7 protein-coding genes are annotated in these 12450 nt (G+C 62.4%); 1 reads left to right on the top strand and 6 read right to left on the bottom strand.

The genetic code is table 11. The annotated features are described in order from the left end of the window. Window positions 1-23: 23 nt before the first annotated feature. Window positions 24-872, bottom strand: coding sequence for a DUF5829 family protein (locus SPMU_RS15945; RefSeq protein ID WP_140418502.1), 849 nt, complete (start codon window positions 870-872; stop codon window positions 24-26). Between the two features lie 339 nt (window positions 873-1211). Further along, complete coding sequence (locus tag SPMU_RS15950; protein WP_088335284.1) at window positions 1212-2498, bottom strand: aminotransferase class V-fold PLP-dependent enzyme; 1287 nt, start codon at window positions 2496-2498, stop codon at window positions 1212-1214. A 194-nt stretch (window positions 2499-2692) separates the two neighbouring features. Between SPMU_RS15950 and SPMU_RS15955 the strand changes: the two genes are divergently transcribed. After that, on the top strand, window positions 2693-5329 hold the full coding sequence (locus SPMU_RS15955; RefSeq protein ID WP_169715747.1) for a TonB-dependent receptor plug domain-containing protein: 2637 nt from the start codon (window positions 2693-2695) through the stop codon (window positions 5327-5329). A 663-nt stretch (window positions 5330-5992) separates the two neighbouring features. On the opposite strand, the gene SPMU_RS15960 is transcribed toward SPMU_RS15955, so the two are convergent. The 4 genes from SPMU_RS15960 to SPMU_RS15975 all read right to left on the bottom strand — a co-directional run bounded on the left by SPMU_RS15960 (window position 5993) and on the right by SPMU_RS15975 (window position 12185). Then, complete coding sequence (locus SPMU_RS15960; protein ID WP_088335331.1) at window positions 5993-7612, bottom strand: alkaline phosphatase D family protein; 1620 nt, start codon at window positions 7610-7612, stop codon at window positions 5993-5995. 94 nt (window positions 7613-7706) lie between these two features. Then, a complete protein-coding gene (locus SPMU_RS15965; RefSeq protein ID WP_088335288.1) occupies window positions 7707-10601 on the bottom strand; it encodes a TonB-dependent receptor in 2895 nt (964 codons plus the stop codon). Window positions 10602-10672: 71 nt separating this feature from the next. After that, entirely contained in the window at window positions 10673-11626 is a 954-nt protein-coding gene (locus SPMU_RS15970) for a FecR family protein (protein ID WP_088335290.1), read from the bottom strand. Beyond that, the gene (locus tag SPMU_RS15975; RefSeq protein ID WP_169715748.1) at window positions 11610-12185 is read right to left on the bottom strand and encodes an RNA polymerase sigma factor; all 576 of its coding nucleotides are present in this window, start codon (window positions 12183-12185) and stop codon (window positions 11610-11612) included. The genes SPMU_RS15970 and SPMU_RS15975 overlap by 17 nt, the downstream gene beginning before the upstream one ends. Window positions 12186-12450 lie beyond the last annotated feature (265 nt).

Consider the following 12450-nt stretch of genomic DNA (forward strand, 5'->3'; position numbering starts at 1 on the left):
CCAGTCCGTCCTAAAGCCGAAGCTTAGTCGGCCACAGGCGTTCGGAAGTACAACCGTGCCCCAGCCGCCGAGCGCGGCACCATGCGCGCCGTCCCCAGCGACACTTCGCCCCGCAAAGGTCGGTCGGTAGCCAGATCAATGGAGACCAAACCCGGCGCTCCATTGGTTTCGCGGAGCAGCAGCTCCCAACCTTGCCCAAGTAAGCGCGTGCCCGCCGCCGTATCCTCCCGTGAGAAACCCGTTTTTTCAAGCTGCGCTACGAGCTTCGCGTGCAGCAGCGGTTCGACGTCGATTGCAACGCGGGTCACGTCGAACCGACCTTGTCCTGCTGTAAGGCGGGCCTCGAGCACGTCGGCACGCGCGGTGCGGGGCGGCGAGTTCGGCGCAGCCTGCGACTGCCACCGGTAGAACTCTGGCCGATAAACCATCGCCCAAACGGCAACATTAGGTCCCTCGGCAGTGTCGTCGCATTGCACAGCGTCATACCACGGCACCGGAGGCTGTGCCTGCGTCCATTCGGCCCGCGAGCGCCGCATCTGGGTTCCGCACGTGCCCTGCCACGTCTTCGCAAGCGCTTCGAACGGGACCGGCTCGTCGTGTCCCAATGCCACCCCCACCTTGCCAACCGGTTCGTTGAACCTGTTGGTAGGTGCGAATAGCTCGAGATACGTGCTCCGCCCGCGAAGGAAAACGCGGTCTGCGTCGGGTTTGGGTGGGGCGTAGTCGGGCAGGCCTCCATCCGTGCGGCCGAGCAGAATGGCGAGTTCGCGATTATCACGGATTGCGGCGAACGTTTCCTTATCGAGAACCACATAGAGGTGATTGAGCGCCGGCGAACGCATCGCACCTATGGGAGGGTGCACCTGCTGCATTCCGGTGCTGCATGAAGTGGCGCCCAAGGCGACAAGGGCCGCGAAGCCTCTTAGGAGTCCCTTGAAGGGAGGCATTGAGACAGCTCCGGAACTATCGGGTCGCACGTCCTTGCTGTCTGCACCGCCAAGCTCGGTGCCACAAGGTTTGTGCCGCAATCGGCCGCTGCCTGGCGAAGAGGTGGACCTCGCGGCTGATGGCGGCTTTTGGGGGACCGCAAATTCGGTCCTGAATGTCGTGCTGTGGATCGTGAGCTGCCCGACGGCATCTGGGACATTTGATGCCAGACAGCTTTGGGGATTGAAAGCATCGAAAGCCGCCGACGCGCGGTGCTACAACTGTTAGACGAACAGACTGCGTTCAACGCGGATCGCGGCCACAAGGCGGTTCAGATCTTCCGGTGTGTTGAACAGGGCCGGTGTCACCCGCATCACCGGACCCGAAGCAAGCCCGGCCTTCGCCACGACCAAAACGCCGTGCCGCTCGACGAAGCGTTTCTGTACTTCCCGCGCCTGTTCGATTGTGGTCTGCCCTGGTAACCGGAACGCGCCAATCACCGCATACCGGTCCCGATCATTCGGCTGCACAATTTCCAGCCCGCGGATGTCGCGCACTCGCTCTACCCAATAGTCGCGAAGGCCGCGAAGGTAGGTCAGCTTGCGATCCGGACCGATCTCGTAGTGCTGCGCCACGGCGTGGGGCACAGTCAGCTTTGCCGCAAAATCGATCGTTCCGGTCGGAACCCGTGCGCGCACATCGTCCTGATCACGAATACGGTTGCCCAACCAGGGAGCGATATCGTTCTTGCGCCCTTCGCGAATGTAAACGCCGCCGGTTCCCAGAGGAGCCGCGACCCATTTGTGAAGGCTGAAACCCATGAAATCAATGTCCATTGCATCGACGTCGACCGGCATCAGGCCAACCGATTGTGCGGCGTCTAGGATGATGTCGATCCCGCGCGACTTAGCCATCTTTGCGATATCGGCCACCGGCATGACGAGGCCGTTTCGGTTGGAGACATGCGTCAGCAACAGCATTCGCAAGCGAGGTGTTTCGTTGAACAGCCGCTCATAGGCTTCAAGAATGTTGCCGGTGGTCGATGGTTCGGGAATGGCGACGCGCTTCAAGATCACGTCGCGTGTCGCCTCCAGATGCTCCATCGCGTACTGCATTTCATCGTAATCGACATCGGCCATGGCGATCGTATCGCCGGGCTTGAGCGGCGTATAATTCACGATCAGGCCGTAGAGTGCTTCGGTCCCGCCGGCGCAAAGCGCAACCTCGGCCGGCGATGCACCGATCAGTTTTGCCACGTCATCGGTGGCGGGCTGCAACCGTTCGTCTCGCGTCGGACCGGCCAGTGCGCTGCGCAAGAAAACAGAATGATGACTGTTAACCCAATCGGTATTCTGCCGATAATAGGCATGTGTCGCACGTGTCATCGCGCCGTAATAAGCGGCGTCGAGGCTCACTATCGTGCGATCAATGTCGTAAAGCTCGGTGTACGGCCCAGTCTTGCTGCCGTCATGGCTCTGCGCCAGAGCTGGGCTGGCGAGCGGTAACGCTGCGGCGCCCCATAACAGCGTACGGCGGTCGATAATCGATAGCGCGGGCGAATTGTTCGTCATCGATTTGTGTCTTCCTGGTACCACATGGGCCAGGCCGGGCCGAGCGCGAAACGGAAGGCGCTTGACCTAGGCCGCCCGCGATGCTTGAGGCAATGATACACCATATCCCTTTTCAAATTCCTACTGGTTAGTCACGCGCTCCGGCGATGCGCAGCAGGGCGCCGTTCCAGTTCTCCACGCGTCGAGGTATTCAGATGTTCGGCTATCGTGTTACCGCCGCCTCCATTCTCGCGCTTTCTGTTGGCTGCCTCTTTGCAGCGCCAGTGGCGGCGCAGGATGCAACCGGGGGAGCGCCGGTCGCCGGGTTGGCAAATCAGGACCTTATCGAAGATCCTGCTATCGTCGTGACCGGCTCCCGGTTCGGCGCGCGTATCGCGGTCGATTCTCCGACACCAATCGACTCCATCACCGCGGACGAGTTGGCCAGTGGCGGCGAAACTGAGTTACAAAACATGCTCCGGGTCGATGTGCCAAGTTTCAATACCGCTCGCCCAGTCGCCGCCGGCGTCGCGAACTTCCTTCGCTCGCCAACGCTCCGTGGGCTTTCGACCGGTCAGACGCTTGTCCTTGTGAACGGCAAGCGTCGCCACACGAACAGCGATCTGAACGTCGGCAATCAGGTCGGTCGCGGAGACGTGGCCTATAACTTCAATGCGCTGCCTATCGTTGCCCTGAAGCGTGTCGAGGTCCTGCGGGATGGCGCTTCCGCGCAGTACGGTTCTGATGCCATCGCCGGCATCATTAACGTCATCCTCGATGATTCGATCGGCGGTGACCTTTACGCCACCAGTGGGATCACGACGCGCGGCGATGGAGAGAAGTTCACGATCGGCGCAGGTTATGGCTTAGCATTGGGCGACGGTGGCTTCGTTCGTCTGTCGGGTCAGTTTCAGACACAGGGCGCGAGCGACCGATCACGCGCAGACACGCGGCAACAATATTTCGGTATCGGTCCGAACGGACAGCCGGTGCTGCCTTCCGCCAATTTTGGCTCAGGCATCGGCCTGACGCCCTCCAACGGCGCGCTTGATCCGCGCGAGGCGACGTTCGATCGCACCGGAATCTCCCCGTTCGGACAACCGAACTACGACAACTACAGCTTCGTTCTGAACGCCGCGCTGCCTGTCGGCGGCGACGCCGAATTGTTCGCGTTCGGCGCGTACAGCGATCTCTCAGGCACCAACGCCAACTTCTTTCGGCGCGCCGGTCAGGACGAGACGGTAAGGGGCATCTTTCCGGACGGCTTCAACCCGTTTCAGACCACCAACCTGGTCGACTACTCGGCTGCCATCGGGCTGCGCGGTAAGGATCTTGCCGGCTTCGGCTGGGAGATATCGACCGTTTACGGCACCAGCCGCACGGACATCGGGTTCACCGGTTCAAACAACGTGTCTTTCGGGCTCGACAGTCCGACCGAGTTCGATCGCGGCGGAACGCGCCTCAGGCAATGGACGACGAATCTCGACCTCACTCGGTCATTTGAGATCGGCATGGGCTCGCCGCTCAACTTCGCGTTCGGCGCGGAGTACAGGCAGGAGAGCTTTCGAGCGATCGCAGGTGAACCCGCGTCCTACGGATTTGGCGGCGTTCCCATCCTCGACGGACCCAACGCCGGCAGACCTGCTTCGGCGGGCGCGCAACCGGTGCCGGGCTCCTCGCCTGAAGAGGAGGTCGACGGCGGTCGTAACAACATCGCTCTCTATGCCGAGCTGGAAAAGGAATGGGCGGACGTCCTCCTGACCTCGTTGGCTGCGCGCTACGAGGATTACTCCGATTTCGGCTCCACCACTGATTTCCGCTTTGCCGCACGACTAGCAGTATCGAACACCGTGAACCTGCGCGGCTCGGTCGGATCTTCGTTCAGGGCACCGGCGCTTCCGCAGCAGCTCTTCCAACGTTCGGAAACCAGCTTTACCGGGGGCGTGCCTGTCGCAACGCGCATTGTCTCGACAGTCGATCCCCTTGCCCCGCTGATCGGTGCAAGCCCCCTCAACCCCGAACAGGCGACGACATTCTCGCTGGGCGCCACCTACAACAGCGGCGGACTCTCGGCGTCGGTCGACGCTTACCAGATCGACCTCAACGATCGCATTGTGCTGTCGTCGCAGTTCAGCAGCCCGGCACTCACCCAACTTCTTCAGGCGAATGGTTTCGGCCAGATCCGTGCCGTGACGTTCGAGAGCAACAGTGTCGATACGACGACGCGCGGGGTTGATGTGACGCTGCGTTATGCTTCCGAGTTTCTCGGCGGCAAGCTAACATCGACCCTGGCGGCAAACTTCACCGATACGAAATTCGATCGTGTGGCCGGCACGCCGGAGGCTTTGGCAGCCTTGGGGATCACGACCGAATTGTTCGACCGTCGCTCGCAGGTCCGCCTGGCCGAAGGCATCCCGCAATCAAAGGTCACCCTGAATTTCGATTGGAACCGCGGACCTTGGCGCATCAATCTTACCAACACGAGGTATGGCAAGGTTTCGCAGGCCGATCTGCTTAATCAGACTCAGGCGCAGGTCGACGCACTCGTCAAGGGTTTCAACGTGACACTCGTACCGCGCGCGAACGGCAATTTTGACATCATCGAAACGTTCGGCGCCAAGATTGTCACCGATCTCGGCGTTTCTTACGATCTGACCAATTCGCTCACATTGCGGATTGGTGCCGACAACATTTTCGATGTCTTTCCGGACAAGCAAGTGGCCACCACGGCCCAGAGCCAATTGGCAGGCGCGCGCGGCTCGGACAATACCGGGATCTTTCCTTATTCTTACCTGTCGCCATTCGGTCTGTCCGGAACCTACCTCTACGGTTCTATTGGCGTAAGGTTCTAAGGCGGACCGATGGCAGCGGGCGAGTAGCGAACTAGGCAGCCTGAATGACCCCTGTTGGGTCTTCGGTCGCGTCAGAACCGGACGATTCTGGCGTGACAAACCTGGGCGCGATTCTTATCAGTTTTCGCGTACCTGAACTCCGGTTTAGAATGTCTGCTTCCGAGATCGGCGACTTACATCGGCTACGACCGCCTTTGGGTCGGAAGCCGCCCGGGAGCTTCCGGCCGCGAGGACCCAGAACCGGTCATCCGAGAGCTACTGTAAGCCTCCCGTGATCAGCCGTTTGTTCAGCTGAACGAGTGACAGATACCAAGATGGCGGGCATCGCGGGGGATGACGGCATCTGAGTGGGTGGCGGAACGGCCGCTTATGGGCTTGCAGCTGGCGTAACCCGCCGCTTGTTCACGATACTCGCGATGGCAGGTATGCGCCCAGTTTTTTGACCATTCAGGATGGCTCCGCCCGATCCTGAAACTTGCTATTCGCTCACCGACTCTGAGCGGCAGCCGAAATGACCAACATTGGGGATTCAGCAGTCCGACCGCTAATAGATGATCAAGGTAGGTAGCTGCCTTACCACGCGCCTACTTACAATGGAGCGGGTTAGCGATCCACGCTCGGGATGCAGCGGCCAAGCAAGATCATTCTGAACCAGCGGAAGCATCATGCGGCCTGCAAGCCGATCTTGCCGTGCTCCGTCACGAAGACGGCATGGTTGCCGAGCGTGGCAAAACGGTCGGTGACGCTGCTCAGCACCTTCAGCTCGCCGCGCCAGCGCTCGCGATCGACGTCGCACAACAGGTAACCGCGGCGATCGCTCATCGCCTTCAAAAAATCATTGTTGCCGAAGCGGATCGAGCGGGCGAGCGCGTCCTCGGCATCTGTGCCGTCGCCGCCCGAGGTGACGGAGGTGGCGAGATACTCGCTGGCGACCGGACGATCGCTGTCATCGGGGATCAAGTCACCGGCATAATGGCGATGCGCGTCGCCGCTGATGGTGATGACGTTGGTGAGCTTGCTTTCCCGGATGTGGCGCAGGAGGCGCTGACGCGGGGCGCGATAGCCGGACCAGACGTCCATGGGATAGGCGAGATCGGCGGTGCCCGGCGCCTCACGGCGGCCGATTGCCATGAGCATCACTTGCTGCGCGATCAGATTCCAACGTGCATCGCTGCGAGCGAGGCCGTCGAACAGCCACTTTTCCTGCTCGGCGCCGAGCATGGTGCGGTGTTGCGCGAATACCTCTGGTACCGGCACGCCGTCACGATCGCCGCCGACCTGGTCGCTGCGATACTGGCGAGTGTCGAGCACATGCACGTCGATCAGATCGCCGAAGCGTGCGTGGCGATACATCTGCATATGGCCGTTCACCGGCAAGGAGCGGCGGCGCAGCGGCATATGTTCGTAATAGGCTTGCAGTGCGGCGGCGCGGCGCAGGCGGAAGATTTCCGGCGGGGTGCCATCCTGGTCGCGATCAGCGGCCCAGTTATTGTCTATCTCGTGATCGTCAAAGCTGACCAGCCAAGGCGCGGCGGCATGCGCGGCCTGGAGATCGGGATCGGTTTTGTAGAGCGCATAGCGCCGGCGATAATCGTCGAGCGAGTAGGTTTCCTGCCCGAAGTGGCGGCGGATCGGGTTGATCGCGCGGCCGTTCAGCAGGCGCGCGGTATCGCCATTGTCGCGCCCTTCGTAGATGTAGTCGCCATAGTGGAACACGAAATCGAGCGGCGTTTCAGCGATGTGGCGCCAGGCGGTGTAATGGCCTTCCTCATAATGCTGACACCCGGCGACCGCGAAACGCGCGCGGGCGGCGCGGGCGCCGGGCAGCGGGAAGGTACGACTGCGCCCGATGAAGCTGCGTTCCGAGCCGCAGCGGAAGCGATACCAATAGGGTCGGTCGGGGGCGAGCCCGCCCACCTCGGCATGGACGCTGTGGCCGAGTTCGGGATGGGCGATCGCGTCGCCCTTGGCAACGATCGTGCGGAAGGCTTCGTCGGCGGCGACCTCCCAGCCGACCAGCACCGGGACCATCGGCATGCCGCCGCCGGGCGCCAGCGGCTCCGGTGCGAGGCGGGTCCATAGCACAAAGCCATCCGCCGATGGGTCGCCCGAGGCGACACCCAGTTGAAAAGGCGTGGTAAGAAACACCGGATTCTCGCGCAGATTGCGCGGGCGAACCTTGTCCTCGCCCAGCGCCAAGGCGAGCGAAGGCGGCGCGGCGATGATGCCGCCGCCGGCGGCGATCAGGCCGGTGAGCAGGCGGCGGCGGTCAATCGGAGACATGGAGGCAATTCCTTGGCAGGTCGGGCCGAGCGGATCGGCAAGCAATCGGGGACAGCGATCTGCACGTCGGTGCCGACGCCGCCCCCTACGCTGGTCAGAACTTCATGATGGCGTGGAAGAACAGCGCCGAGCCGTAATCGTTCTTCTGGCGCACCCAGTCGTCATTCTCGCCCGCGCGGAACTGCGGCTGATTGTCGAACAAGTTGTTCCATTCGTACTTGAACAACACGTTCTTGGTCACATCATGCCACGCAGCAAGGTTCACCGTGGTGAGTGAATCCGCGCTCAAGTCCTGCCACGGGTTCGCGCCGATGCCGCTGAGGAAACGATCGCGATAATTGGCGTTGAGGCGAACACCGCCGTTTACCGCCGGAATGCGGTAGGTAGCGGAGATGTTGCCGATCCACTTGGGCTGAGATTCCAAGCGGTTGAGCTCGCGCGCACCGGCGTCGGTCACGTAGTTCATCTTGCCCCACATGCGTGACAGGTTGAACGACAGATCGACCATGTGATCGGCTACCGGCACCGGCAGCGAGCGATGCACCCAGGCGAATTCCACACCCTGGATCTGCGAATCCGCAGCGTTCAGCGGCTGACGGATGGCGTAAAGGTCGCCATCGATCACCGTTTCCTGCCGCAGGGTAAAGATGTCGTCGCTGATCTTCTTGTGGAAATAGCCCAGCAGCAGCATCCCGTTCACCCCGGAATAATAATGCTCCACCGTGGCATCGAGATTGCGCGAGCGACGCGGCTTCAGATCCGGGTTCCCTCGGGTAATGGTGCATTCCACGCCGCCTTCGCCACTGTCGCCGCAGGTGGTGCTCTCGGCGGCGGCGATGCTGTTGGGCGTCGGACGGCCGAGCGTCTGCGAGTAGGACAGGCGGATGTTGGTGTTATCCAGCCGGTGGACGATGTTCAGCGAGGGCAGGAAATAATCGTAATTGCCCTCGTTGCGCGTGAACTCGCCCGTCGCACTGCCGCTGGTGATGACGGGCGTGGTGCCGGTGAAGGACACGTTTTCGTACCGCACGCCGCCAACGATGGTCGTATTCGGCATATTGTAATGCAGCGAAAGATAACCGGTGAAGAGATCCTCCTGATAGCGATAATCCGAGGCCAGGCTGTTGTGCCGGCTGGCGGATTGATTGATCGGGAAGCTATTCCAGCGTTCGTCATAGTAACGGTTGAAGTCGAGCCAGGCATAGGAATGCGGGCTCTGCGGCGGTTTATAGTTCGCGTCGTAAATATAGTCGTTGATCGTGCCGGAGACGCTGCGATCGACGCGGTCGATGTTCTTGCGCATGTCGAGCCGGCGGAATTCCCACCCGGTGACATAGCCGAGCCCGCGCGAGCCGCGCTCCACATTGCGGAACACGTCCATGCGCGTGTTGAACACCCGCTGGCGCGCGTTGCTGTACACGTCGCGCTGCGCGTTCATGCGATAAGGCGCGCTGAGCAGCACCGAAGGGTCGTCGATCCCGCGCAGGGTCGGGATTTCGCCCTCGGGCGCGTCATAGGTGAGGTAATAGCCGGTCGGGTTGGTCAGGATGCTGACGTACGGCTCCCAGTCCCGGAACGTCTCTTCGGTAAGGCCGGTGCGCGCGGTAACGCGAGTATCGCCGACCTCGAAGGCAGCGTTGGTCAGGATGCCGCGGTTCTCGCGGCGATACTGGTTGTGGCGGTAATTCTCGACCAACTGGCTGATGCGCATCCGCCCGCTGGTCGGCGTCTGATCCTCCACCCAGTTGGCGGTATCGACATAGTTGATGTTGGTCGATTGGTCCTGCCGACGGACGTAATCATAAGCGATAACGCTCGCCTGGACACTGTCGTCGGCAGCGCGGTATTCGAGCTTCGCCGAACCGCCGTAAGTGTCCGACACGTCAGCATATGTGCCATAGCCGAAATTCCCGGGCAGCGCGCGGCCATTCCAGCCGAGTTCGGGGTCGGGGCGTGCGATGGGGCGATTGTCGTCGGTGAAGAAGCGCTTCGTATTCTGCCAGTTCTGCGAGAAGTTGCGCGGTGTGCTTTCATAACGGCCTGAGACAATGACGCCGAACTCCTCGTTGGCGCCGAAGCGGGTGGCGTAATTGCCCTTGACGCCATAGCCCCAGTGTTTGCGCGGCTCGCCATAGGAATTGCTGCCGCCCTCACCTTCCATGGTGCGATAAAGGCCATACACGTCCAGGAAGAGGTCCTGCGCGCGCTTGTCGAAGGCGCTGCGGGTGACGATGTTGATCGCGCCGCCGATGGCGCCGCCGTCCTGCTCGGCGGTGAAGGTCTTGAACAGGTCGACGCGGCCCGACAGGTCGCTGGGCAGTAGCTGGAGGTTAACCCGCCGGGTGCCCGCACCACTCTCGCCCACCGTCGCCAGCGTCAGTCCATCAATGGTCGTGTGGTTGAGATCCGGCGAGATGCCGCGCACCGTGACATAACGGGGATATTCGCCGTCTTCGACCGTGCTGATGCCGGGCAGTTGGGTGAGCAGGCCCGCGATCGAACCGTCCGCGGTCAGTGTTTCCACATCGTCATAGACAACCGATTCCACAATCGTGGTGGAATTGCCCTTGGAGCGGAACGGCGACGTTATGCCAATGACAAGGATCTCTTCGGAGCCAACGTTGCGTGCGTCCTGCTGGTCGTCGCCCCGCGCAGTGGCAGGTTCCTCGACGGCGAGCGTCACCACATCGCCGTTCCAACTGGCGATGCGCAAGCCAGTGCCGCTCAGCATCCGCTCCAGCCCGCTGCGGGCCTTGTGACTACCCTTCACGGCACGGGTGCGCACCCCCTGCGCGGCGTCGGCAGACATCAGGATCTGGATACCGGCTTGCCGAGCAAACTGCGGCACCGACGCCAGCGCCGGGCCGGCGGGCACTGCGAAATCGCGCACCATCGTCGCCGCCTGCGCCACGCTTGCTCCCGCACTGGCGAACATGGTTCCAACGAGCAGCGCCGCTGCACAGCGAGTAGCAAAGACTGACTTGAACATTCATGCCCCCAAAGGTCTCGAGCCTTTTGATGAGCGGGGCGGCCTTTTCCGTCATCGGAAGGAAGAAGTTTTTAGTTACGGGTTTCTGACGTTGTTATGACGATATTGTTGCCATCGTGGCGCACCGTTCCGTGCACAATACCGGATGCTGCCAATGCGAATTGCTCCGGCTGGTTGATCTTGAAATATCCCAGCATTGGGGTGTCGGTCGCACCCGGTGCCTCGACGCGGATCTTGCGCAGATTGTAGCGGTTGAACTCCGCCGCGGCCTGGCCCAGCGTCATGCCGTCGAGCACGATGTCGCCGTCGCGCCAGGCAAGCGCGCTGTCCTGCGCTGGGGCGAGCTGTGGCAGGCCGTTCGCCGGCAGGGCGAAGGCCATCTTGGCCGATTGACCGGCGCGCGCCGGCGTGCGGCGGTTCGGCGCGGCAGTGTTCCACATCTCCACCGCGCCCTCCGTCACCGTGACGGTGACGGCGTCCGCGTCGCGGCGCACGGCGAAGGCGGTGCCCGTCGCGCGGACGCGGATTGGGCCGGCGCTGACCACGAAGGGGCGGCTCTTGTCCTTGGCGACCTGGAACCAGGCCTCGCCCGTGTCGAGTGCGACCAGCCGCTCGCTGCGGTCGATCGCAGTATCAATGCGCGTGTCGGTGTTGATGATCGCGCGCGATCCATCCTCCAGCGCGACGCGCCGGATCTCGCCCGTGTCCGTCCTGAAGCGCGCGTGATCGGGCTGCTGCCACGCGACCGTCACCGCCACCCCGGCGAGCGCGGCGGCGGCGGGGAGAGCGGCGAGCGCCCAGCGATGGCGGCGACGCGGCGGCGCGGCGGCGGGCGCGGGCGCTTCGACCAGTGTCTTGCCCGGCGCGTCATAGACGAGGCACAGCATCGCCTGTGCGCGCAGCAAGGCGCCGTTGTTCAGCGGGTCGGCGGCCAGCCACGCGTCGAGCTTCGCGCGCGCCGGCGCGTCCAGCGCCGCGGCATCGAGCCGTGCCGCCCAGTCGGCGGCCTCATCGGTTCGGGACATGCGTCCTCCGTACCGGCGGCTCCGCTTCCGGCGCGTGCGACACGCCGCGCTCGGCCAGCGCCTTCAGCAACATCCTCAATCCCCGGGCTACATTGTTTTCTATCACATTCTCGCTCACACCGAGCCGCGCCGCTGCCTCGCGCTGCGACAGCCCTTCGATCCGCCGCAGGTGAAGCACCTCGCGATAGGCTGGCGGCAGCGTGTCGAGCAGATCGAGCACATGCTGCAGCTTCAGCCTGTCGCCGGCGATCGTTTCCGGCGACGGACTATCATCCATGATGGACGAGGCGTCCAAATCCGTCATTGCGCGGAACTGAACGATACGAGACCGGCGCAGGCGTTCGATCAGGATCGATTTGGCCGCGGTGAAGAAATAGCGCCGCCCGCTCTGGATATGGCCGACATAATCGAGTTCGGCGAGGCGGCAGTAGGCGTGCTGGATGATGTCGTCTACATCGTCCGGGTTGTCGGCGTGACGGAGCAGCCAACGGCGCACGTCGGCCTCGTGCGGCAGAATTTGGTGCGCGACCCAGCGAACGACTTCAGGCTTGCCTGACATCGTGTCCGGCCGATCCTCCATGAACGAAGGCCGCCGCTAAGAGCCTTGATGTTACATGCCGATGACATGCACCTTCGTCGTCAAGCCGTCTGCGCTTGCTCCAGCCACGCCCGCTTTGTCTATTCCGAATGGTTTTTCGTTGCCCCGCCCGCATGCGTGATAACGTGAGATGAACAGAGGTCAGCTACCGGGCACCCGAACGGCCGATGGGAGTGGCTACAAGTGGGTCGTAAGCGGAACGGCAGCTTTGAGGCAGCATGGACCC

The organism is Sphingomonas mucosissima (assembly GCF_002197665.1).
Classification (GTDB): domain Bacteria; phylum Pseudomonadota; class Alphaproteobacteria; order Sphingomonadales; family Sphingomonadaceae; genus Sphingomonas; species Sphingomonas mucosissima.

Excerpts from the sequence above, each read along its gene's own strand:
- SPMU_RS15975 (WP_169715748.1), bottom strand. The coding sequence starts at position 12,185 with ATGTCAGGCAAGCCTGAAGTCGTTCGCTGGGTCGCGCACCAAATTCTG.
- SPMU_RS15970 (WP_088335290.1), bottom strand. The coding sequence starts at position 11,626 with ATGTCCCGAACCGATGAGGCCGCCGACTGGGCGGCACGGCTCGATGCC.
- SPMU_RS15945 (WP_140418502.1), bottom strand. The coding sequence starts at position 872 with ATGCAGCAGGTGCACCCTCCCATAGGTGCGATGCGTTCGCCGGCGCTC.
- SPMU_RS15950 (WP_088335284.1), bottom strand. The coding sequence starts at position 2,498 with ATGACGAACAATTCGCCCGCGCTATCGATTATCGACCGCCGTACGCTG.
- SPMU_RS15960 (WP_088335331.1), bottom strand. The coding sequence starts at position 7,612 with ATGTCTCCGATTGACCGCCGCCGCCTGCTCACCGGCCTGATCGCCGCC.
- SPMU_RS15955 (WP_169715747.1), top strand. The coding sequence starts at position 2,693 with ATGTTCGGCTATCGTGTTACCGCCGCCTCCATTCTCGCGCTTTCTGTT.
- SPMU_RS15965 (WP_088335288.1), bottom strand. The coding sequence starts at position 10,601 with ATGTTCAAGTCAGTCTTTGCTACTCGCTGTGCAGCGGCGCTGCTCGTT.